The organism is Tardiphaga sp. (assembly GCF_028290495.1).
Lineage (GTDB): Bacteria > Pseudomonadota > Alphaproteobacteria > Rhizobiales > Xanthobacteraceae > Tardiphaga.
The window spans coordinates 15,336-36,481 of the sequence record NZ_JAQGJT010000051.1 but is presented as its reverse complement, the minus strand read 5'-3'; the positions used below and the strand labels follow the sequence as shown (position 1 = coordinate 36,481).

Annotated in this window: 22 protein-coding genes; 8 read left to right on the top strand and 14 right to left on the bottom strand. The window is 64.6% G+C overall.

Annotated elements, in window-relative coordinates; translation table 11 throughout:
- Window positions 1-63: 63 nt before the first annotated feature.
- Window positions 64-765 (bottom strand): SIMPL domain-containing protein, encoded by a 702-nt coding sequence (locus tag JWQ24_RS09830; protein ID WP_299807097.1) that lies wholly within the window; start codon window positions 763-765, stop codon window positions 64-66.
- 71 nt (window positions 766-836) lie between these two features.
- Window positions 837-1,601, bottom strand: a complete 765-nt coding sequence (locus tag JWQ24_RS09825; protein ID WP_299807096.1) for a GyrI-like domain-containing protein — start codon at window positions 1,599-1,601, stop codon at window positions 837-839.
- 201 nt (window positions 1,602-1,802) lie between these two features.
- On the opposite strand from JWQ24_RS09825, the gene dapF reads away from it, so the two are divergent.
- Both dapF and JWQ24_RS09815 read left to right on the top strand, forming a co-directional pair.
- A complete protein-coding gene (gene dapF / locus JWQ24_RS09820) occupies window positions 1,803-2,675 on the top strand; it encodes a diaminopimelate epimerase (RefSeq protein ID WP_299807094.1) in 873 nt (290 codons plus the stop codon).
- 64 nt (window positions 2,676-2,739) lie between these two features.
- Complete coding sequence (locus tag JWQ24_RS09815) at window positions 2,740-3,483, top strand: hypothetical protein (protein ID WP_299807092.1); 744 nt, start codon at window positions 2,740-2,742, stop codon at window positions 3,481-3,483.
- Window positions 3,484-3,495: 12 nt separating this feature from the next.
- On the opposite strand, the gene JWQ24_RS09810 is transcribed toward JWQ24_RS09815, so the two are convergent.
- Window positions 3,496-4,131 carry an RluA family pseudouridine synthase gene (locus JWQ24_RS09810; protein ID WP_299807139.1) on the bottom strand — a complete coding sequence of 212 codons (636 nt, stop codon included), beginning with the start codon at window positions 4,129-4,131 and terminating at the stop codon, window positions 3,496-3,498.
- Between the two features lie 139 nt (window positions 4,132-4,270).
- On the opposite strand from JWQ24_RS09810, the gene ftsY reads away from it, so the two are divergent.
- Together ftsY and JWQ24_RS09800 are read left to right on the top strand one after the other, a co-directional pair.
- Window positions 4,271-5,215, top strand: a complete 945-nt coding sequence (gene ftsY / locus JWQ24_RS09805; protein WP_299807090.1) for a signal recognition particle-docking protein FtsY — start codon at window positions 4,271-4,273, stop codon at window positions 5,213-5,215.
- A gap of 1 nt (window position 5,216) precedes the next feature.
- Complete coding sequence (locus JWQ24_RS09800; protein ID WP_299807088.1) at window positions 5,217-5,834, top strand: septation protein A; 618 nt, start codon at window positions 5,217-5,219, stop codon at window positions 5,832-5,834.
- Window positions 5,835-5,908: 74 nt separating this feature from the next.
- Here JWQ24_RS09800 and JWQ24_RS09795 read toward each other — a convergent pair whose 3' ends face one another.
- From JWQ24_RS09795 to ccmA, 7 genes are all read right to left on the bottom strand, one after another.
- A complete protein-coding gene (locus JWQ24_RS09795) occupies window positions 5,909-6,286 on the bottom strand; it encodes a helix-hairpin-helix domain-containing protein (protein WP_299807086.1) in 378 nt (125 codons plus the stop codon).
- Window positions 6,287-6,525: 239 nt separating this feature from the next.
- Window positions 6,526-7,071, bottom strand: a complete 546-nt coding sequence (locus tag JWQ24_RS09790) for a DsbE family thiol:disulfide interchange protein (RefSeq protein ID WP_299807137.1) — start codon at window positions 7,069-7,071, stop codon at window positions 6,526-6,528.
- A 32-nt stretch (window positions 7,072-7,103) separates the two neighbouring features.
- Window positions 7,104-7,283, bottom strand: a complete 180-nt coding sequence (gene ccmD / locus JWQ24_RS09785; protein WP_299807084.1) for a heme exporter protein CcmD — start codon at window positions 7,281-7,283, stop codon at window positions 7,104-7,106.
- Entirely contained in the window at window positions 7,283-8,020 is a 738-nt protein-coding gene (locus tag JWQ24_RS09780; protein WP_299807082.1) for a heme ABC transporter permease, read from the bottom strand. The genes ccmD and JWQ24_RS09780 overlap by 1 nt, the downstream gene beginning before the upstream one ends.
- Window positions 8,021-8,096: 76 nt before the next feature.
- Window positions 8,097-9,161 (bottom strand): amidohydrolase family protein, encoded by a 1,065-nt coding sequence (locus JWQ24_RS09775; protein WP_299807080.1) that lies wholly within the window; start codon window positions 9,159-9,161, stop codon window positions 8,097-8,099.
- Window positions 9,162-9,273: 112 nt separating this feature from the next.
- Window positions 9,274-9,942 carry a heme exporter protein CcmB gene (gene ccmB / locus JWQ24_RS09770; RefSeq protein WP_299807078.1) on the bottom strand — a complete coding sequence of 223 codons (669 nt, stop codon included), beginning with the start codon at window positions 9,940-9,942 and terminating at the stop codon, window positions 9,274-9,276.
- 46 nt (window positions 9,943-9,988) lie between these two features.
- Window positions 9,989-10,591, bottom strand: coding sequence for a heme ABC exporter ATP-binding protein CcmA (gene ccmA / locus JWQ24_RS09765; protein ID WP_299807076.1), 603 nt, complete (start codon window positions 10,589-10,591; stop codon window positions 9,989-9,991).
- Between the two features lie 228 nt (window positions 10,592-10,819).
- On the opposite strand from ccmA, the gene acnA reads away from it, so the two are divergent.
- From acnA to JWQ24_RS09750, 3 genes are all read left to right on the top strand, one after another.
- Window positions 10,820-13,537: an aconitate hydratase AcnA gene (gene acnA, locus JWQ24_RS09760; RefSeq protein ID WP_299807075.1), complete on the top strand. Its 2,718-nt coding sequence runs from the start codon at window positions 10,820-10,822 to the stop codon at window positions 13,535-13,537.
- Window positions 13,538-13,707: 170 nt separating this feature from the next.
- Window positions 13,708-14,463, top strand: coding sequence for a thioredoxin family protein (locus JWQ24_RS09755; protein WP_299807074.1), 756 nt, complete (start codon window positions 13,708-13,710; stop codon window positions 14,461-14,463).
- Between the two features lie 428 nt (window positions 14,464-14,891).
- The gene (locus JWQ24_RS09750) at window positions 14,892-15,251 is read left to right on the top strand and encodes a DUF2794 domain-containing protein (protein WP_299807072.1); all 360 of its coding nucleotides are present in this window, start codon (window positions 14,892-14,894) and stop codon (window positions 15,249-15,251) included.
- Between the two features lie 3 nt (window positions 15,252-15,254).
- On the opposite strand, the gene JWQ24_RS09745 is transcribed toward JWQ24_RS09750, so the two are convergent.
- The 4 genes from JWQ24_RS09745 to JWQ24_RS09730 all read right to left on the bottom strand — a co-directional run bounded on the left by JWQ24_RS09745 (window position 15,255) and on the right by JWQ24_RS09730 (window position 20,231).
- On the bottom strand, window positions 15,255-15,800 hold the full coding sequence (locus JWQ24_RS09745; protein WP_299807070.1) for a GNAT family N-acetyltransferase: 546 nt from the start codon (window positions 15,798-15,800) through the stop codon (window positions 15,255-15,257).
- 82 nt (window positions 15,801-15,882) lie between these two features.
- Window positions 15,883-16,671 carry a Bax inhibitor-1/YccA family protein gene (locus tag JWQ24_RS09740; protein ID WP_299807068.1) on the bottom strand — a complete coding sequence of 263 codons (789 nt, stop codon included), beginning with the start codon at window positions 16,669-16,671 and terminating at the stop codon, window positions 15,883-15,885.
- A gap of 279 nt (window positions 16,672-16,950) precedes the next feature.
- Complete coding sequence (locus JWQ24_RS09735) at window positions 16,951-19,521, bottom strand: ABC transporter permease (RefSeq protein ID WP_299807066.1); 2,571 nt, start codon at window positions 19,519-19,521, stop codon at window positions 16,951-16,953.
- Window positions 19,521-20,231: an ABC transporter ATP-binding protein gene (locus tag JWQ24_RS09730; RefSeq protein WP_299807064.1), complete on the bottom strand. Its 711-nt coding sequence runs from the start codon at window positions 20,229-20,231 to the stop codon at window positions 19,521-19,523. The genes JWQ24_RS09735 and JWQ24_RS09730 overlap by 1 nt, the downstream gene beginning before the upstream one ends.
- Window positions 20,232-20,295: 64 nt before the next feature.
- On the opposite strand from JWQ24_RS09730, the gene JWQ24_RS09725 reads away from it, so the two are divergent.
- Entirely contained in the window at window positions 20,296-20,928 is a 633-nt protein-coding gene (locus tag JWQ24_RS09725; protein ID WP_299807135.1) for an arylesterase, read from the top strand.
- The last annotated feature ends 218 nt before the right edge of the window (window positions 20,929-21,146 follow it).

Genomic DNA, 21,146 nt, shown 5'->3' with positions numbered 1-21,146 from the left:
TCCCCGCAAGAACGTGGATGCCCGGCACAAAGCCGGGCATGACAGCGCGCACCTCAATTTGCGTTACTGCGCCGGCTTGATTTCCCAGGCCACGCTGACATTCACCCGCAGCGTTTCCTCGCCTTGCGCGACCGGCGCGGAGGCGGCCATGCTGGCCATCCTGCGGAACGCCACCGGCGGGGCCGAGCCGCCGCCATCTTCGGAAATGCTGACCGGGTTGCCCAGCGTGACGCCGGCGGCTTTCGCGTAGATCTGGGCCTTGCGGCGGGCGTCGGCAATCGCCTCGATGCGGGCGTCGTCGAGCAGTTTGGAGGCCTTCTCCACCGTGAAGTTGATACCGCCGATTTCGTTGGCGCCGGACGATACCAGCGTGTCGATGGTGGCCGCGACCTTGCTGATGTCGCGCAACCGGATGGTGACCCGGTTGCTGGCGCGGTAGCCGACGACAACATTCGGGCCGGACTTGGTCGCTTGCGCATATTGCGGCTGCAGCGACAGCCGCGCGGTCTGCACGTCCTTCTCATCGAGCCCGCCGGCCTTCAGTGCCAGCAGCACCTTGCCCATCGCAGCATTGTTAGCCTCGGAGGCTTCGCGGGCAGATTTCGCCTCGGAGCTCACGCCGCCATCGATCACCGCCATGTCGGGCGGCACCGATACGGTGCCCTCGCCCGATACGACGATGGTCGGCGGCGGAATGACCTGCGCCAAAGCGGGGGTCACGGCGAGGATGCCGGCGAGCGCGGCGAGAGCAAGATGATTTTTCATTCCCGATACTTCCGGACTGTCCAAGGCTTCTTTATGTCCACCGTTTCGTTATGTACGAGCCTCAGGCCTCGTTACTTCAGCGGCACATAGACGTTGATCACCAGCCGGTCTTCGGCGGTTTTCAACGGGTCGGTCATGTATTCCTCGATGAAGGTATCCTTGGCTTCCAGCTTCTTGTCGTCGAGGTGATTGGTGATCGCCTCGTAGGTATTGTCCATGTTGTCGTAGGAGCCACGGTGGACGAATTTCAGCGACTTGCCTTCCGGCGATTTGCTGACGCTCATCGTCTTCGGCAGGTTTTTCGGATCCTGATCGACCGGGATTTCCGCCAGGAATGTGAAGCCGGCATCATCGGTCGAGGTGTAGACGATCATCGAATTGCCGGATGATTTGATGCCCTGCTTGTCGAGCACCGCGGTCAACTGCTTGAAAGCATCCATCAGGGTCTCGAACGCCGAGTCCCAGTTCGCCTTGCCGTTGAAGGCTAGCACCTGCTTCGGCGTCAGCGTGATCTCCTCGCCGAACGGATCGGCGGCCTGCACCGCCGGCGGGGCGACGGGCGCCGGGGTTTCGACCACCACCGGCGGCGTCACCGCGGCGGGCGTCGAAGCCGAAGGCGTCGCCGGTGCGGGTGTCGCGGGCGTGGCTGGGCTCGGTACGACAGGAACCACCGGGGCCGGACTCTGGGCCGGCGTCTCCGGCGTCGGCGTGGCCGGGGTGGCGGTCGCCGCTGGCGCGGTGGCGGGAGGCGCCTGCGCGAAGGCCGCAAAATTCAGCGACAGCGCGGCGGCCGGGATCAGCGCCACAGCGGCGAGGCGAAGCAGGGAACGGTTCATCCGGGGGTCTCCATCAGCATCGACGCGCGCCCGGTGGCGGCGCGTCGAAACGAGCGCAACAGGACATCATGGTAACACGCTGCCCCGGCTTTCGTCCCCTGCACAATCCGCCGGGGCGCATGAATGTCGCGCCATAGATTGGCCGCACTGGCCAACGCCCGCCGGCTTCGCCATATACAGCAGGCAACATCGGAACATGACATGAGCACGCTGGCCAACCACGCCTTTGCCAAGATGAACGGCATCGGCAACGAGATCGTCGTGATCGACCTGCGCGACGGCGCCGCCGCCGTGACGCCGGACGACGCCCGCGCGGTCGCGGCACCATCTGGCGTGCCCTACGACCAGCTAATGGTGCTGCAGAAGCCGCGGCTCGCCGGCACCGAAGCTTTCGTGAAAATCTACAACAACGACGGCTCGGAATCCGGCGCCTGCGGCAACGGCATGCGCTGCGTGGCGCGGCAGGTGTTCGCCGGCAGCGGCAAGACCGCGCTGACCTTCGAGACGTCAGCCGGCCTGATCAATTGCTGGCCGGGCCCCTCGCCGGAGACCTTCACCGTCGATATGGGCGCGCCGAAGTTCGGCTGGCAGGACATTCCGTTGGCGGAGGAATTTCGCGACACCCGCTCGATCGAGTTGCAGATCGGCCCGATCGACGCGCCGATCCTGCACACGCCCTCGGCGGTCAGCATGGGCAATCCGCACGCGATCTTCTGGGTCGACGACATCGAGGCCTACGACCTCGGCCGCTTCGGCCCGCTGCTCGAGAACCACCCGATCTTTCCGGAACGCGCCAATATCACGCTGGCCCATGTCATCGACCGCGATCACATCGTGATGCGAACCTGGGAGCGCGGCGTCGGCCTCACCCGCGCCTGCGGCTCGGCCGCGTGCGCCACCGCGGTCTCTGCCGTCCGGCTGCGCCGCACCAACCGTATCGTGCACATGACGCTGCCCGGTGGCGAACTCAGCATCGAGTGGCGCGAGCGCGACGACCACGTGCTGATGACCGGCCCGGCCGAACTGGAATATGAGGGCCGGCTCGATCCGAAACTGTTCGGGACGGCGGCGTAAGGCAGCATCTACTGCGCCTCGTGGCGCCGTTGATTCAACCAGAGATAGTGATACCTTTCGCAAGGTGCAGCGCCGACAGTTGGTCGCTGCGGCCGGGGAAGGAATGGCAATGCCATCAGTCATCAATCTCAACTTCGTCAACCGCAGCAGCGATGCTGGCAACAGCCACATCGTGATCTTCCAGCAGCAGCCCGGCCCGCCGGCACACACCCTGAGATTCCACAACAACAGCGGCACTACGCAAACCTTCGTCTGCTTTCAAACCAGCGGAAGCAAGCCGGCTGGCCTCGCCCCGGCGTGGTTCGCCATGCCCGTCGCCACCGGCGTCGAAGTCAACTTCACCTGGCAGCCCAGCTACGATCTGGTCTGGATGGAAACCGGACAGCTCGCGGAAGGTGTGCAGTTCACGGCGTCGCAGGTCGTGCCGGCGACCCTCGGGACCGAGAACAAGATCGAACTGACCTATAGCGAGGGCGCCTTCGCGTTCAACGCCCAAGGACCGGCCCAAATGACAAATCAGCTCCAGATCCTTTGCGACGGCACGATCCCGCCAAATACCGTCAGCGTCGGCATCGGCATGGCCGGCTCGCCCATCGAAGTCATGCAGGCCGCTTCCAACATGAACTTCGTATTCACACCTCTGGCGAATTACTGGGTCACCCTGGCCGATGTCACGCAGGGTGAAATCATGGACCTGTCCAGACTGACATCCTCGGCACGGGTGGTTTTCCCGCCCAACGTGACCGCCATGACGGCAACGATCAACGTGGATCAGAGCTGGACGATCCAGCAGGGGCTGGTCGTCTGAGGCGGCAAGCGCCTACTCGCCGTTCCAGCCACACGCCCGAAGCCGCTCGTGCAGATGCGACGGGGCGGGGGCGACGACGCGGATCGGGTCCTTGTTGCGCGAGATCGGGATCACGATCTCGCGGGCATGCAGATGTAGCGTCGGCTCGCCGAAGCGGGGTCCGCTGCCGTAGATATTGTCGCCGACGATCGGCCAGCCCGACGCGGAACTGTGCACGCGCAACTGATGGGTTCGTCCGGTGACCGGTTCCAGCGCCATCCAGGCGAGGCCATCGCCCCGCCCCATCACCCTGAAATTGGTCACGGCCTTGAGCCCTTCGGCGTCCGGCTTCATCCACCAGCCCCGCTCGGCGTTGAGCCGGCCGAGCGGCATGTCGATGGTGCCTTGGTCCTCGGCCGGGCCGCCTTCGACCACCGCCCAGTCGGTCTTGGAGACCCGTCTGTGCATGAACAGCAGGCCGAGCGACGCCGTGGCCTTGCGGTGGCGGCCGAGCACCAGGCAGCCCGATGTATCCCGGTCGAGCCGATGCGCCAGCACCGGCGGGCGCGGCAGGCCATAGCGCAGGAATTCAAACGAGGATTCCAGGTTGGCGCCGCCCTTGGGGCCGCGATGCACCGGCAGCCCGGCCGGCTTGTCGATCACCAGCATCAGCCCGTCGCGGTGCAGCACCCTGGACAGGATCTCGGCTTCGGTCAGTTCCACCGCGTCGGTGCGCGGTAAACGGGGCTCTTCCCCAATGTCGTCGTGGCTTTCGTTCATGGCGCGAAACCGCTAACACAGCGCCAACATGAACGACACTCCTGAAACGCCGAAACTGAGCTGGTGGCGGCGGCTCTCCAGCGGCCTGAAACGCACCTCGAACTCGCTGGGAAGCGCGGTCGCCGACCTCGTCACCAAGCGCAAGCTCGACCGCGCCATGCTCGACGATATCGAGGATGTGTTGCTGCGTGCCGATCTGGGCACCGAAGTCGCGGCGCGGATCGCCGCTGCGGTCGGCCATGGCCGCTACGACAAGGCGATCTCGGCCGATGACGTCAAGGCCGTGGTCGCCACCGAGGTCGAAAAGGTGCTGTCCGCTGTCGCCAAACCATTGGTCATCGACACCGGGCAAAAGCCATTCGTTATCCTGGTGGTCGGCGTCAACGGCTCCGGTAAGACCACCACCATCGGCAAGCTGACCGCGAAGCTGTCCGCCGAGGGTCGCCGCGTGATGCTCGCCGCCGGCGACACTTTTCGCGCGGCAGCGATCGAGCAGCTCAAGGTCTGGGGCGAGCGTAACAAGGTGCCGGTGATCGCCGCGGCACAGGGCTCGGATTCGGCAAGCCTCGCCTTCACGGCCGTCACCGCGGCGCGCGACGACAAGCGCGACGTACTGCTGATCGATACCGCCGGCCGGCTGCAGAACAAGGCCGAGCTGATGATCGAGCTGGAAAAGGTCGTCCGCGTGATCAAGAAGGTGGAGCCATCAGCGCCGCATGCGGTGCTCCTGGTGCTCGACGCCACCGTGGGACAAAACGCGCTATCGCAGGTCGAGGCGTTTCATCGTATGGCAGGGGTCACCGGGCTGGTGATGACCAAGCTCGACGGCACCGCGCGCGGCGGCATCCTCGTCGCGCTGGCGGAAAAATTCAAACTGCCGGTGCATTTCATCGGCGTCGGCGAAGGGATCGACGATCTCGCGCCATTTACCGCACGCGACTTCGCCCAGGCGATTGCGGGAATCGAAAGCTGACATGAGCAAAACCGAAATTCTCGACAGGAAGCAGCCGCACCCGCTGTTCAAGCTCGCCACCGAGCTCGGCCCGCTGCTGATCTTCTTCGTCGCCAATGCGAAAGCCAACCTGTTCGTCGCCACCGGCGCGTTCATGGTAGCGGTGATCGCGGCGATGATCGCCTCCTATGTGGTGACGAAGCATGTGCCGATGATGGCCATCGTCACCGCCATTGTCGTCATCGTGTTCGGATCGCTGACGCTTTACCTGCACGACGAGACCTTCATCAAGATGAAGCCGACCATCGTCTATGCGCTGTTCGCCGCGACCCTCGGCGGCGGGCTGCTGTTCGGCCGCTCCTTCATCGCCATCATGTTCGACCAGATGTTCAATTTGACCACGCAGGGATGGCGCACGCTGACCTTGCGCTGGGCGCTGTGGTTCGCGGCGATGGCGATGCTGAACGAGATCATCTGGCGCACCCAGACGACCGAATTCTGGGTCGCCTTCAAGGTGTTCGGCATGGTGCCGCTGACGATGGTGTTCGCTATCACCCAGATGCCGCTGATCAAGCGCTACCATCTGGAGCCGGTGTCGCTCGCCAAAAGTGCCGCCGACGAAGGCGATCTGACGAAGTAAAGTCGCACACGTTTCCTGAAAAGAAAACGCACCGGCGCGAAAGCGCCGGTGCGTTTTTGTTGGAAGTGAGAAGCTTACTTCGGCTGGGTAGCGATGATCTGGTCGGAGAGCTTCTTGTAGGTCGCCTCCGGCAGGATGTTCTTCGAGACCAGCTGGTCCTTCTTGGCGTAGGGACGGCCGGCAATGATCTTGTCGGAATACTTGTCGCCGATGCCCTTGAACGCCATCAACTCTTCCTTGGTGGCGGTGTTGATGTCGATCTTCGCCTCGGCCTTCGCCGCGGGCGCCATTTTCGATTCAGCGGCGGGGGCCATCTTGGCGGCGGGCGACGGCGCGGGCGCCATCTTGCTGGGCGTGGCGGGGGCTGCTGTCTGCGCCATCGACGGGCCGGAGACCAGAAGGCCGATCGCGAGGGCGGCGGCGGAGAGTGAAGCAAGCGAGAAATGGCGCATGAAATGTCCCTCCAAGGACTGATTAAGTAACGGAACCAAACTAGCGGTCGATTCATGGCGGACGCAAGGCGGTCAAATGAACGGCGGATAAACGCTGAAGTTTATTTGGTATGTCATTCCGAGCCGGGCACTGCGCCAGTTGCGAGCGAACCTGAACCCGGAGATACTCAAAACACTTCCGGCTTCCGGGTCTGCACCCCAGCCGGCTACGCCGCCTGAAGCGCATCCCGGAATGACAACTAGCTTCCCGCCTTCAGCGCCTTGTCAATTTCCACCTTCAGCACGCGATCGAAATTCTCCGGCGTGACGCCGCCGACCAGCTTGTAGCTGATACGGCCGTCGCGGCCGACGATGAAGGTCTCCGGCACGCCGTAGACCCCCCATTCGATCGAGGCGCGGCCGTTGCCGTCGACGCCGACGATGCCGAACGGATTGCCGTAGCGGCCCAGAAAGCGCCGGGCGTTGTCGGCGCCGTCCTTGTAGTTGATGCCGACGATCTGGATGCGCTTGTCCTGCGCCAGCGTGGTGAACAACGGCGCCTCGTCGTGGCACGGCACGCACCACGACGCCCAGACATTGACGACGCTGACGCGGCCCTTGAACACCGCGGGATCGAGCCCGGGCACCGGCGCGCCGTTGGCGCTGAGACCTTCCAGCGCCGGCAGCGCGGTGGCAGGCGCCGGGCGGCCGATCAAAGCGGAGGGCAGCTTTGCGGGATCGCCGGCGCCAAGCTTGAACCAGAACAGAGCCGCGACCACGGCAAAGCCGAGCAGCGGCAGCGCCATCAGCAGAGGCCGTCGTTTCGGGGCCGCCTCGCTCACGAGACATCCGTGGCGCTGCGGCCGGAGCGGCGGCTGACGCCGGAGGCTTCCAACTCATGCAGCCTGGCTTTGACGCGGCGATGGTCGACCGCGATCCAGACGATCAGGATCGCGACCACGGCGGCGACCAGCGCGTACGAACCGACGATGAAGGTGGCGTAGGGACCAAGCGTCATTACGGCAACGCCGGACGTTGGCTGGCCTGCTGCATCTGCAAGGCGCGCAGCCGGCGGCGCAGGATCTCGTTGCGCATCGCCGCCAGATGCAGCGTGATGAACAGCAGCGAGAACGCCACGCCCATCACCAGCAGCGGGATCAGAAAGGCCTTGTCGAGCGACGAGCCGCCCATCTTCATCACCGAGGCCGGCTGGTGCAGCGTATTCCACCAGTCGACCGAGAACTTGATGATCGGAATGTTGATGGCGCCGACCAGCGTCAGCACCGCCGCGGCGCGGGCCGCGCGCGACGGATCTTCCACCGCGCGCCACAGCGCGATCAGGCCGAGATACATCAGGAACAGGATCAGCACCGAGGTCAGGCGGGCATCCCATTCCCAGTAGGTGCCCCACATCGGCCGGCCCCACAGCGAACCGGTGACGAGGGCGAGAAAGGTAAAGGCGGCGCCGATCGGGGCGGCAGCCTTGGCGGCGACGTCGGCGAGCGGATGCCGCCACACCAGCGTGCCCAGCGCTGCGACGCTCATCACGCCCCAGACGAACATCGACAGCCAGGCATTGGGCACGTGGATAAACATGATCTTGACGGTGGCGCCCTGCTGATAGTCATCCGGCGCCACCGCCGACTGGTACAGACCGACGGCCAGCAGGACCGCCGTCAGCATCGCGAGCCACGGCAGGATGCGCGTCGCCAGCGACAGGAAGCGGGTCGGATTTGCGAGTTCGGTCAGCGTCATGGCGGGCTTTATAGCAGGCTCCGCCGTGATGTCAGGTGGAGATAGATCAATGTTTGGCGACCCCGTCGGGGCACGATCAGGCCCGCAGCCTCGGCAACAGCGCCAGCGCATTGTCGCGCTCGATCCGTTTCAAGTCGCCCGCCCCGAAGCCGCAACCGGCGAGATTGGCGACATGCTCGGCGCCGGTGCGGTACGGGAAATCCGTCCCGAAAACGATCTGCGAGACCTCGACCAGTTGACGCAGCGCGCCCATCGCGGCGGGATTGGAAGCCTGCGCCGTGTCGTAATAGAGCTTTCGCAAGGCTGCGCGCACGCCGGCCGGCACCATCTTGGCGGCCTGCGGCGAGCGGGCGAGAAATTCGAAGCGCTCGATCAAAAACGGCATCGTGCCGCCGGCATGCGAGAAGATGAACTTGATATCGGGCCAGCGGTCGACCGCACCGGAGAACACCAGGCTGGCGATGGCGCGCGTGGTGTCGGTGCCGAATTCGATCACGGTGTCGGGGATGAACGGCATCAGGTTGCCGCAACAGGCGGCCGTGGTCGGATGCACCGAGACCACCGCCTTGCGCCGGTTCAGGTCGTCGAATATCGGCACGAAGATGGCATCGCCCAGCCATTTGCCGTCATAGCTGGTGAAGACACAGACGCCGTCGGCCTTTAGCGTATCGAAGGCGTAGCCGATCTCGCCCAGCGCCGCATCGGCATTGAGCATCGGCAGCGCCGCGAAGGAACCGAACCGGCCGGGATTGTCGGCAATCAGCTTCGCCGCATATTCGTTGCAGCCGCGCGACAATCGGGCGGAAGCCGCCGCGTCACCGAACCACAGGCCGGGCGTGGTGATCGACAGCATCGCCGTCTGCACGCCGGCCTTGTCCATGTCGTCGAGCGTCTTCTGCAACGTCCACCCCGTGGAAAGCGGCGACAGCGGCACCCGCGGATTCACCGCCGTGATATAGTCCGGTGGCGTCAGATGATGGTGCACGTCAATGCGGAACGGGGCTGGTGCCTGCGCCTTCGCCGCATTGGGCAGCGCTGCGGCCGCGGCAAATGCTGCGCCGCCAGCGAGGAAGCCGCGGCGGCTGACGCCGCAGCCACATGACGGCGCGGCGTGGCCGGTATCGTTACAGAGGAAACTCATCCCGATTCACTCCCGCGGTATTTTATTGTTGCGGGCATCATCAATGGTTTTTTCGGGGGTGACAATCCTGGCCGCCGTGGCCTGACCAGCCCAAGCTTGGCTCAGACGTTGCCTAGTCCAGCCCGTGCCGCAGGCTGGCCGCGGCGGCGAACGGGCCGATCACCAGGCTCGCCAGCGACAGCGCGCACAAGATCGAGAACGGCGTGCCGAACGCCAGTTCGCCGTCGATCGCGGCATTGGACGCCGCGACGCCAAAGATCAGCACCGGGATCGATAACGGCAGCACCAGCACGGCCAGCAGCAGCCCGCCGCGTTGCAGCGTCACCGCGAGCGCCGCGCCGATCATGCCGGTGAAGGTCAATGCCGGGGTGCCGGCCAACAGCGTCAGCGCCACCGCCAAGGTGGCGGCGCCGTCGAGATTGAGCAGCAGACCGAGCACCGGCGTGGCGATGATCAGCGGCACGCCGGCGGCGATCCAGTGCGCCAGCGCCTTGGCCGCGCAGGCCAGTTCGAGCGGCGTGCGGCTCATTAGAATCAGGTCGAGCGAACCGTCGTCCTGATCGGCCACGAACAGCCGGTCGAGCGTCAGCAGGCTGGCCAGCAGCGCACCGATCCACAGGATCGCCGGCCCGAGCCGCGCCAGCAGCGCCAGATCCGGCCCCAGCGCGAACGGCATCAGCACGACCACCGTGAGAAAGAACAGCACCCCGATCAATGCGCCGCCGCCCACCCGCATGGCAATGCGGATGTCGCGGCGAATCAGGGCGCCAAGGGCGGTCATGAGGGACACCGTGGCGAATAACGTGAGCCGTCGTCCACGCGCGCCCTCACGATGGCCCCCCGATCCGCAATTCCCGGGCCTTGATGCCGAGCGGCGCGTGCGTGGCGGCGATGATCATGCCGCCGCCGGCCAGATGCATCGTCATCAGGCCGGCAAAAATCCGCTGGCTGGCCATATCCAGCGCGGAGGTCGGCTCGTCGAGCAGCCAGATCGGCCGGTGCACGGCGAGAAGCCGCGCGATCGAGAGCCGGCGGCGCTGGCCGGCAGAGAGGAACCCGGCCGACAGCGCGGCGGCGTGGCTGAGGCCGACGGCGGCAATGCATTCGGCCGGATCGGCCGACGCGCCGCCGAGAAATTCAGCCCAGAAAGCAAGGTTTTCCGTCACCGTCAGCGCCGGCTTCATGGCGTCGCTGTGGCCGAGATAATGCGACTGCTCGGGCAGCGTCAGCTCGGCATCGCCGCCGGCCAACGCGATCGAACCGCCCTCGATCGCGAGGAGACCGGCGATCAGCCGCAGCAACGAGGTCTTGCCGGCGCCATTGGGACCGACCACGGCCAATGCCGAGCCGGCCTCCGCATCGAAATCGAGCCCGGAAAACACCTCACGGCCGCCCCGCACGCATCGCAAACCACGCCCCGAGAGCCGCATCCTGGTCCTTTCGCGGCCCTCCGCTCGTGGAAGGCGCAGTGTCGCATTGCCCGATCCCGCATTGCTGCGAAACGATTGTCAGTGTGGCGGCGGCTCTAGAAAGATTCTATAAGCCGGAACTTGATGCAGCACACAATCGGTACCTGCAAGTCAATCAGGTTGCCCCGCTGCGGTGTATTGATACCTTTTGCCGGGTATCCCTGAAACGAAGAATTGGGACTGCTCCACATGACCTCGCTCGACAGCTTCAAATGCCAGACGACCCTCAAGGTTGGCGACAAGACCTATGTCTATTACAGCCTGCCCTTGGCTGAAAAAAACGGCCTGGCCGGCATTTCGAAGCTGCCCTATTCGATGAAGGTGTTGCTCGAAAACCTGCTGCGTCATGAAGACGACCGCACCGTCAAAAAGGCCGACATCCTTGCCGTCGCCGAGTGGCTGAAGAAGCGCCAGCTCGAGCACGAAGTCTCTTTCCGCCCCGCCCGCGTGCTGATGCAGGATTTCACCGGCGTGCCCGCGGTGGTCGATCTGGCCGCCATGCGAAATGCGATGCAGGCGCTCGGCGGCGATGCCGAGAAGATCAACCCACTGGTCCCGGTCGATCTGGTCATCGATCACTCGGTGATCGTGAACTTCTTCGGCAATAACGAGGCCTTCGGCAAGAACGTCGCCGAGGAATACAAGCAGAACCAGGAGCGCTACGAGTTTCTGAAGTGGGGCCAGAAGGCGTTTTCGAACTTCTCGGTCGTCCCCCCCGGCACCGGCATCTGCCACCAGGTCAATCTCGAATATCTCGCCCAGACCGTCTGGACCCGCGTCCAGGAAATGACTGTCGATGGCAAGGCCGGCAAGTATGAAGTCGCCTATCCCGACACGCTCGTCGGCACCGATTCGCACACCACCATGGTCAACGGCCTCGCCGTGCTCGGCTGGGGCGTCGGCGGCATCGAGGCGGAAGCCGCGATGCTCGGCCAGCCGCAGTCGATGCTGCTGCCGGAAGTCATCGGCTTCAAGCTCGACGGCGCGCTGAAGGAAGGCGTCACCGCCACCGATCTGGTCCTGACCGTCACCCAGATGCTGCGCAAGCAGGGCGTGGTCGGCAAGTTCGTCGAATTCTACGGCCCCGGCCTCGACTTCATGTCGGTCGCCGACAAGGCCACAATCGGCAACATGGCGCCGGAATACGGCGCCACCTGCGGCTTCTTCCCGGTCGATGACGCGACGCTGGAATATCTCACGACCTCCGGCCGCAAAACCGAGCGCGTCGCGCTCGTCGAAGCCTACGCCAAGGCGCAGGGCCTGTTCCGCACCGCGGAATCCGCCGATCCGGTGTTCACCGAAACCCTGTCGCTGAACCTCGCCGATGTCGTCCCCTCGATGGCCGGCCCGAAGCGTCCCGAAGGCCGCGTCGCGCTGCCCGCCATCGCGGAAGGCTTCGACGCCGCGATGACCGCCGAATACAAAAAGGCCACCGACCACGGCGTGCGCTTCAAGGTCGAAGGCCGCGACTTCGACCTCGGCCATGGCGACGTGGCGATCGCCGCGATCACCTCCTGCACCAACACCTCCAACCCCTCGGTGCTTATCGGCGCGGGCCTGCTGGCCCGCAACGCGGTCGCCAAGGGACTGACATCAAAGCCGTGGGTGAAAACCTCGCTGGCTCCGGGCAGCCAGGTGGTCGGCGAATATCTCGCCAATTCCGGCCTGCAGAAGGACCTCGACAAGATCGGCTTCAACCTGATCGGTTTCGGCTGCACCACCTGCATCGGCAATTCCGGCCCGCTGCCGGAGGAGATCTCCAAGTCGATCAATGACAACGGCATCATCGCCGCCGCCGTGCTGTCGGGTAACCGCAACTTCGAAGGCCGCGTCTCTCCGGACGTGCAGGCGAACTACCTGGCGTCGCCGCCGCTGGTGGTCGCCTATGCGCTGGCCGGCTCCGTCACCAAGAACCTCGCGGTCGAGCCGATCGGCGAAGGCACCGATGGTCCGGTCTATCTCAAGGACATCTGGCCGACGACGCAGGAGATCAATTCCTACATGAAGGAATTCGTCACCGCGGAAATCTTCAAGAAGAAGTACGCCGACGTGTTCAAGGGCGACGTCAACTGGCAGGGCATCGAGACGGTCGAGAGCGAGACCTACGCCTGGAACATGGCGTCGACCTATGTGCAGAACCCGCCCTACTTCGAAGGCATGAAGCGCGAGCCGGAAGCGATCGTCGATGTCGTCGACGCCCGCATCCTCGCGATGTTCGGCGACAAGATCACCACCGACCACATCTCGCCGGCCGGCGCGATCAAGCTGACGTCGCCCGCTGGCAAGTATCTGTCGGAGCATCAGGTGCGCCCGGCCGACTTCAACCAGTACGGCACCCGCCGCGGCAACCACCAGGTCATGATGCGCGGCACCTTCGCCAACATCCGCATCAAGAACTTCATGCTGCAGGGCGCCGACGGTAACGTGCCGGAAGGCGGCATGACCAAGCACTGGCCCGACGGCGAGCAGATGGCGATCTTCGACGCTGCGATGAAGTACCAAGCCGAGCAGGTGCCGCTGGTAGTGTTCGCCGGAGCCGAATACGGCAACGGATCGTCGCGCGACTGGGCTGCCAAGGGCACCCGCCTGCTCGGCGTCCGCGCCGTGATCACCGAGAGCTTCGAGCGCATCCATCGCTCCAATCTCGTCGGCATGGGCATTCTGCCGCTGACCTTCGAGAGCGGCACCTCGTGGAAGTCGCTGGGCCTCAAGGGCGACGAGAAGGTCACCATCCGCGGTCTGCAGGGCGAACTGAAGCCGCGCCAGAAGCTGGTGGCGGAAATCGTTTCGGCCGACGGCACCAAGCGTGAAGTATCGCTGCTGTGTCGCATCGATACGCTCGACGAACTCGAATATTACCGGAACGGCGGCATTCTCCAGTACGTGCTGCGTCAACTCCTGGCCTGATCGATCACAACACGCCGTGAGCCATACTGCCTCACGGCGTGTTGAGTGGTTAGTGAACGGAAGGCGGCCTATCAAGGGCCGCCTTCCGTCGTATGAAGGTGAATGAACTTAGCGGCCCTTCCGGATCGGGGCACCGTCTGTTACGTGTCGCTTTTCAACCGTGGCAATTCATGAAGTCGTCTCAAGGCATATCGCGATGGACCGGCGCAGCCAGCGTCTGCGCCGTGCTTGCTATGATCGGTACCGCGCACAGCCAACCCCGCGCGGTTGTCGAGCTGTTTACCTCGCAGGGATGTTCGTCCTGCCCGCCGGCCGACAAGATCATCGGCGACCTCGCCCGCGACCCCTCGGTGATCGCACTCAGTCTTCCGATCGACTACTGGGACTATCTCGGCTGGAAGGACACGCTGGCGGACGCCCGGTTCAGCGCGAGACAGAAATCCTATTCACAAATGCGTGGCGATCGTGACGTCTATACGCCGCAGGTCGTCATCAACGGCACCCAGCAAGCGATCGGCAGCGACCGCAGCAAGATCGAATCCGCGATCACCGACACCCGAAAAAACGATGGCGTCATGTCGGTGCCGGTGTCGCTGACGATCTCGGGCAAACAGGTCAACGTCGCCGTCGCCGCTTCCGGCAACAGCCCTTATGCTGCCCGCGGCGAAGTCTGGATCTTCGCGGTATCAAAAGCCGTGCCGATCTCCATCGGCCGCGGCGAGAATCGCGGCCAGGCGCTGACCTACTACAATGTAGTGCGGAACTGGCTCAAGGTCGGCGACTGGACCGGAACGGCGGAAAGCTGGACTGTACCGCTGGAAAACATCCGCCTCGAAGGTGTCGATGCCGCGGTGGTCTACGTCCAGAACGGGACGCGAGACAATCCCGGCGCCATGCTCGGCGCGACGATGACGTCTCTGCAATAACGCTTCAACGTCATTCCGGGGCGCGCTCGGGCGGCGGAGCCGACAGAGCGTGAACCCGGAACCCCGAGTTGTTCATCGTCCCATTTCGAGATTCCGGGCTCGCTCGCGCCCCGGAATGACAAGTACCATCCAAAAGAAAAGGACCAACTTACGTTGGTCCCAGTAGAGTAACCCTGCGCGGGCCCGACCCAAGCGGCCCCGGGGGGCTGGGGGCTGAGGAATCCAGGACCAGAAGAACCGGGCCCAACGCAGTGACTTCTTTTCGCAACGCAGCTAGGCCGCCGCTGGGCGAAAATCTGGCGGCAATAAGATCGCTCTAACGATCCCGTGACAGCACATTTCCAGGGGGCACCTGATGCCGCGCCGCGGCCCCTTGCAGCACAGGCAGGACGGCGCGATCATGCGAAACCTGTGACAGGAGGCGCTGCATGAGTTTGACACCAGGGGATACCGATCCCGGCGAGAGTCGCGGGGCAGACCGCAACGTGGTCGCCCCTACCGTCACGTTCAACCGCATCGAACTCAATCGCATACTGAACCTGTACGGCCGCATGGTCGCCGATGGCGAGTGGCGCGATTATGCGATCGACTTCCTCCGAGATCGCGCGGTGTTTTCGGTGTTCCGGCGCGCCTCCGAAGTGCCGATCTACCGGATCGAAAAAGACCCCCGGCTGGCGCGCAAGCAGGGCATCTACAGCGTGATTTCCGCCAGCGGCCTGATCCTGCGCCGCGGCCACGAACTCGACCGCGTGCTGCTGGTGATCGACCGCAAGCTGGCGGTGATATAGCGGCTACTTCTGCGCGGGATCGTCATCCGGCACCGACCGCCCGCCGCCGCCGATCGCGTGTTGCATCATCACGACGTCGAGCCAGCGGCCGAATTTGAAGCCGACATCGGGATGGATACCGATCATCTGGAAGCCGGCGCTGACGTGAACGCCGATCGAGCCAGCATTGGCGGAGTCGCCGATCACCGCGACGATCTGGCGGAAGCCCCTCACCTCGCATTCCTCGATGAGCCGCTGCACCAGCCTGGTGCCGATGCCGCGGCGTTGGCTGTCCGACGCCAGATAGATCGAATCCTCCACGGTGAAGCGATAGGCGGGCCGGGCGTGGAAACTTCCGGCATAGGCATAGCCGACGACACGGCCGTCGAGCAGCGCCGACAGCCAGGGGAAGCCCGCAGACGTCAGCGCCTCGAAGCGGCGCGTCATCTCGACGAGATCCGGCGGGATCAGCTCGAAGGTCGCGGTGCCATGCAGCACCTCTTCGCGGTAGATCGCGGTGATGGCGGCAAGATCGGCCGCCGCGGCGGGCCTGATTTGAATATCGGACATGCCGCAGCGTAATTTTCATGACGGCAAAAGAAAAGCCCCGGCCGTGAGGCCGGGGCTTTGAAAGATCCGGAAAACCCGAAGGTTACTCTTTCTGCCCGAGCAGCTGCAGCAGCAGCGTGAACAGGTTGATGAAGTTCAGGTACAGCGACAGTGCGCCGGTGATCGCCGCACGTTCCGCGATATCGCCACCCTGCGAGGCGTAACCGTAGATGTAGTCGTTCTTCAGGCGCTGGGTATCGTAGGCGGTGAGGCCCGCGAAGATCAGCACGCCGACCACCGAGACGATGAACTGCAGCATCGAGGAGGCCACGAAGATGTTGACCAGGCTCGCGATGATGATGCCGAACAGGCCCATGATCAGGAACGACCCCATGCCCGTCATGTCACGCTTGGTGGTGTAGCCGTACAGGCTCAGCGCACCGAACGAGGCCGCGGTGATGAAGAACACCCGGGTGATCGAGGTGTGCGTGTACACCAGGAAGATCGACGACAGCGAGATGCCCATCAGGGCCGCGAAGGCCCAGAACATCAGCTGCGCGGTCGCGGGCTTGAGGCGGTTGATGCCGAACGAGATAGCGAACACCATCGCCAGCGGCGCCAGCATGAACACCCACTTCAGCGGGCTGACGAACATTGCGTAGCCGAACGGCGTCAGGAACGAGCTGCCGATCTTGGCCGCAGCGCCCGACGGGTCGGTGGTCACGGCCGCCATGTACACGCCGAGCGCGGCCAGACCGGTGATGGCCAGGCCGATCGACATGTAATTGTAAATCCGCAGCATGTATGAGCGCAGCCCGGCATCGACCGCAGCGGTGTCACGCGCGGCGGCCCGGCCGAAAGGAGAAGCATAATTACGATCGAAGTCCGACATGGTCGAAATCCTGTGTTGTCCGTCTGGCCGCAAAGGGTTTGCGCCGCCGGTTCGAATTGTATCCCAGAGCCGGCATTCCTGACATTAAATCAATGTCATTCACGCCGGTCGTCTGACCCAGAGGGTATGTGGTAAACTAACACATTCACCGCAAGCTTCCACGCGTGGCGGAATGTCGCCCCACCCGATATGTCCGCCCGAGTGGTAAATCCGCCGCTGCCGCAAATACCTTTATAATAGCAAAATAACAGCTTTAAGCGGCATTCTTGCCGTTTCGGGTCACAAATTCCGCAATACAGTGGCCGGTTTCTGGTTCAGCGCGACCAGCGTACCGGCAAGGCCGAGCCCCACTGTGACAATAAGCGCGGCCAGCACGACGCCGGCGGCGCTGCCGGCCTGCCAGATGAAGCTCAGCGTCATCAGCCGTGTCACAATCAGCCAGGCCGCGACCGAGCCGGCGACGACGCCGAATACAGCGGTGGCAAAGCCGATCATCAGATATTCCAGCGCATAGGCGCCGAGCAGCCGCAACCTTGTGGCGCCGAGCGTCTTGAGAATCACCGCGTCATAGACCCGGTGGCGGTGGCCGGCGGCCAGCGCCCCGCCCAACACCAGGATCGCCGAGAGCAGCGTCACCGCGCTGGCGCCGCGAATCGCCAGCACCAGGTTGGTGACGACGGTGCCGATCGTATCGAGCGCCTCGCGAACTCGGACGCTGGTGATCATCGGGAACGCTTCCGCCACGGCCTTGATCAGCGGGGCATCCTTCGACGGGTCGGGCTGCGCCTCGGCCAGCGTCGCGATATGGGTATGCGGCGCGCCGCGGAAGGTGTTGGGCGAGAACACCAGCACGAAATTGATGCCCAGGCTCTGCCAGTCCACCGTGCGCATGTTGGAGATCCTGGCGGAGATGTCGCGGCCAAGCACGTTGACCACGACTTCATCGCCGAGCTTCAGCCCGAGCCCGTCGGCCAGCTTCTTCTCGAACGAGACCAGCGGCGGCCCATTGTAATCCGGCGCCCACCATTGGCCCTCGACCAGCTTCGAGCCCTTGGGCACCTCGTTGGTGTAACTGATGCCGCGGTCGCTCTGCAGCACCCATTCGGCGTCCGCCGACGGCTTGAGGTCCTCGGCCTTGACGCCGCGCGCCGCGACGATCCGGCCGCGCAGCATCGGCACGTCCTCAACGGTGGCTTGCGGAGCCTTCTCCTTGAGGAACGCGCCGAAGCGCTCCGCCTCGGTGGAGGGGATGTCGATGAAGTAGAACGACGGCGCCTTCTCCGGCAGTGCCGCCATGAACTGGCGGCGCAAATTGCCGTCGATCTGGGTGATCGTTACCAGCACGGTGAGGCCGAGCCCGAGCGACATCACCACCGACGGCGTCAGCGCGCCCGGCCGGTGGATATTGGCGATCGCCAGCCGCAACATGGTGGTGGAGGGACGCGGCAGGCGTTTGGCGAAAGCCATCATCGCCGAGGCGATGCCGCGCAACAGCGCGAACACCAGCATCGACGACACCACGAACACCCCGGCGACGCGTTTGTCGTAGGCGAGGCCGATCACCACGGCGATCAAGAGCGCGATCACCAGCGCCATCCAGACCAGATAGCGTCGCTTCGGCCGGTGGGTTTCGCCGGACACCTCGTCGCGAAACAGGGCCGCCACCGGCACGTCATGGACCCGCGCCAGCGGCCATAGGCCGAACGCCAAAGCCGTCAGCAGACCATAGAGCAGCGACAAGCCGAGTTCGCCGGGATGCAGCGCCGGCACCACCGGCAGCGGCAGCAGGTGGCCGAACAGCCCGACCACGGCAAAGGGCAGTCCGGCGCCGAGCACCAGGCCGATCAACGAGCCGATCGCCGCCAGCGCCAGCACCTGCGTGAGGTAAATCGCAAACACGTCGCGGCCGGTGGCGCCGAGCGCCTTCAGCGCGGCAATGACGTCGCGGCGGCGATCGATATGGCTTTTCACCGCGTTGGCGACACCGACGCCGCCGACCAGCAGCGCGGCGAGGCCAACCAGCGTCAGGAACTGGGTGAAGCGGGTGATGGTGCGCTCAAGCTGTGGCGAAGCATTGTCGCGGGTACGGATTTCCCAGCCGACCTGCGGCAGGGCTTTGCGGGTATCATCGGCCAGCGCATTGGCGGCGCGGTCACCGGCGGCGTTGTCGGGCAGCCGGACGCGATAGATCCAGCGCACCAGGCTGCCTGGCTGCAGCAGCTTGGTCGCGCGCAGCGCCTCCTCGCTGGCGAGAAAGCGGGGCGCGAAGCCGACGCCGCCGGACAGCTTGTCGGGCTCGGCGGAGATTACGCTGCGGATCTGGAAGGTGGTGGAGCCGACGGTGACGCGGTCGCCGAGCTTGAGGTCGAGCCGCGCCATCAGCGTCGAATCGGTCGCAGCGCCAAATGCGCCATCGCGCTCGGCAACGAGATCCCTGACCGCCATGTCGGGCGCCATCGTGACCTGGCCGAGCATCGGATAGGCACTATCGACGGCCTTGATCTCGACCAGCGCCAACTGGCCGTCGGCGGCCTTGACCATGCCGCGCAACGTCGCCGCGCTGGAAACCTGGCCGCGCGAGCGCAGGAAGGCGAGTTCTTCCGGGCTGGCCTCGCGCTGCATCAGCGAGAACGCGGCGTCGCCGCCGAGCAGTGTGCGGCCCTCGCGCGCCAGACCTTCGCTGAGCGAGGCGGCGACCGAGCCGACGCCGGCGATCGCCATGACGCCGAGCGCGATGCAGGCGATGAACACGTAGAAGCCGCGCAGCCCGCCGCGCATCTCGCGCAGCGCATAACGCAGCGCCAGCGACGGACCGCGGCTGGCCGGAATGGTCGTGTCCTGCGTTGTCATCAGGCGATTTCGATATGGCCGGAGCGCAGCCGCACCACGCGGTCGCAGCGATGCGCCAGCGCGGTATCGTGGGTCACGAGCACCAGCGTCATGCCGCGTTGGGCATGCTGCGCGAACAGGAGATCGACGATCTGGCTGCCGGTGGCTTCGTCGAGATTGCCGGTCGGCTCGTCCGCGACCAGGATCGCCGGGTCCGTCGCCAGCGCACGGGCCAAAGCAACGCGCTGCTGCTCGCCGCCGGACAATTGCGTGGGGTAATGGTGCAGTCGGCCACTAAGTCCCACGGCTTCCAGCTCGCCCGCCGCCCGCGCCATCGCATCGCTGCGGCCGGCGAGCTCGAGCGGCACCGCGACGTTCTCCAGCGCGGTCATGGTCGGGATCAGATGGAAACTCTGGAACACAATACCGACATGACGGCCACGAAACCGTGCAAGGCCATCTTCATCCAGCGCATTGAAAGAGGTACCGTTGACCACCACCTCTCCGCTGTCAGGACGTTCCAGCCCGGCCATCACCATCAGCAGCGTGGATTTGCCGGAGCCGGACGGACCGATCAGGCCGATCGCTTCTCCGGAGCCGACGCGCAGGCTGATATCCTTGAGGATATGCACGCGTGCTGCGCCGCTGCCGAGCGACAGGTCGACGTTCGAAATAACAATGGTGTCCGGGGAAAGTCCGGCCGATGATGAGGCTTCGATGAAAGTGTCCATGCAGGCTTCATATGGTACTTGCCTTGCGATGGTCGAGGGGGCGCTGCGCACGTTTATGTGGCTGATGGCCGCCGGTTTGACGCTGGCGCTGCCGATCGCGCCTGCCGCCGCACAGGATCCCGCAGCGAAGCCTGTAAAGCTGGTGGTGCTCGGTGATTCGCTGAGCGCCGGCTACGGCCTGCCGGCGCCGGCGGCGTTTCCGATCCGGCTGCAATTGGCGCTTAAAGACAAGGGCATAGCGGTCGAGATGATCAATGCCGGGGTGTCCGGCGACACCACTTCGGGCGGCCTCGGCCGGCTCGACTGGTCGGTTCCCGACGGCACCCAGGGCGTGATCCTGGAGCTCGGCGCCAACGATGCCTTGCGCGGTACCGACCCGAAAGTACCTCGCGAGGCGCTGACCGAGATCATCAAGCGGTTGCAGGCGCGCAACATCACCGTGCTCCTGTGCGGCATGCTGGCGCCGCCGAACTACGGCGCCGACTACGCGGATAAATTCAACGCGATCTATCCGGACCTTTCGAAGCAGTTCGGCGTGCCGCTGTATCCGTTCTTCCTCGAAGGCGTCGCCGGCAATACCAGGCTGGCGCTGCCCGACGGCATGCACCCGACCGCGGAGGGCGTCGACATCGTCGTGAAAAACATCCTGCCCAGCGTCGAGGCATTTATCGGTTCGATCAATAAGCAGCCCCGCTGAAAAACGGGCACCGGCAACCTTAACAAGGGGATTTCCCGGGAGGCATGCCTGCCCCCGGGGTTGAACGCTTCGCGCTGTCACTGAACTACGCTAAAAAAGGCATCGGTGATTCGTCACCGGCCCTTTTGTTCGGGCATGATTTTCGCCGAGAAGTGGCAGCACCTTAAAGCAGCTTGCACTTTTCGGCGAAGATCGGGCCCCTGCACGGAGGAGCTACC

Coding starts and splice junctions, on each gene's coding strand:
- JWQ24_RS09800 (WP_299807088.1), top strand. CDS start 5,217: ATGAGCAAAACCGAAATTCTCGACAGGAAGCAGCCGCACCCGCTGTTC.
- JWQ24_RS09775 (WP_299807080.1), bottom strand. CDS start 9,161: ATGAGTTTCCTCTGTAACGATACCGGCCACGCCGCGCCGTCATGTGGC.
- JWQ24_RS09750 (WP_299807072.1), top strand. CDS start 14,892: ATGAGTTTGACACCAGGGGATACCGATCCCGGCGAGAGTCGCGGGGCA.
- JWQ24_RS09825 (WP_299807096.1), bottom strand. CDS start 1,601: ATGAACCGTTCCCTGCTTCGCCTCGCCGCTGTGGCGCTGATCCCGGCC.
- ccmA (WP_299807076.1), bottom strand. CDS start 10,591: ATGCGGCTCTCGGGGCGTGGTTTGCGATGCGTGCGGGGCGGCCGTGAG.
- JWQ24_RS09740 (WP_299807068.1), bottom strand. CDS start 16,671: ATGTCGGACTTCGATCGTAATTATGCTTCTCCTTTCGGCCGGGCCGCC.
- JWQ24_RS09735 (WP_299807066.1), bottom strand. CDS start 19,521: ATGACAACGCAGGACACGACCATTCCGGCCAGCCGCGGTCCGTCGCTG.
- ftsY (WP_299807090.1), top strand. CDS start 4,271: ATGAACGACACTCCTGAAACGCCGAAACTGAGCTGGTGGCGGCGGCTC.
- JWQ24_RS09810 (WP_299807139.1), bottom strand. CDS start 4,131: ATGCTGGTGATCGACAAGCCGGCCGGGCTGCCGGTGCATCGCGGCCCC.
- JWQ24_RS09725 (WP_299807135.1), top strand. CDS start 20,296: ATGGCCGCCGGTTTGACGCTGGCGCTGCCGATCGCGCCTGCCGCCGCA.
- JWQ24_RS09745 (WP_299807070.1), bottom strand. CDS start 15,800: ATGTCCGATATTCAAATCAGGCCCGCCGCGGCGGCCGATCTTGCCGCC.
- ccmB (WP_299807078.1), bottom strand. CDS start 9,942: ATGACCGCCCTTGGCGCCCTGATTCGCCGCGACATCCGCATTGCCATG.
- ccmD (WP_299807084.1), bottom strand. CDS start 7,283: ATGACGCTTGGTCCCTACGCCACCTTCATCGTCGGTTCGTACGCGCTG.
- JWQ24_RS09755 (WP_299807074.1), top strand. CDS start 13,708: ATGAAGTCGTCTCAAGGCATATCGCGATGGACCGGCGCAGCCAGCGTC.
- JWQ24_RS09830 (WP_299807097.1), bottom strand. CDS start 765: ATGAAAAATCATCTTGCTCTCGCCGCGCTCGCCGGCATCCTCGCCGTG.
- dapF (WP_299807094.1), top strand. CDS start 1,803: ATGAGCACGCTGGCCAACCACGCCTTTGCCAAGATGAACGGCATCGGC.
- JWQ24_RS09795 (WP_299807086.1), bottom strand. CDS start 6,286: ATGCGCCATTTCTCGCTTGCTTCACTCTCCGCCGCCGCCCTCGCGATC.
- JWQ24_RS09790 (WP_299807137.1), bottom strand. CDS start 7,071: ATGGCGCTGCCGCTGCTCGGCTTTGCCGTGGTCGCGGCTCTGTTCTGG.
- JWQ24_RS09780 (WP_299807082.1), bottom strand. CDS start 8,020: ATGACGCTGACCGAACTCGCAAATCCGACCCGCTTCCTGTCGCTGGCG.
- JWQ24_RS09730 (WP_299807064.1), bottom strand. CDS start 20,231: ATGGACACTTTCATCGAAGCCTCATCATCGGCCGGACTTTCCCCGGAC.
- acnA (WP_299807075.1), top strand. CDS start 10,820: ATGACCTCGCTCGACAGCTTCAAATGCCAGACGACCCTCAAGGTTGGC.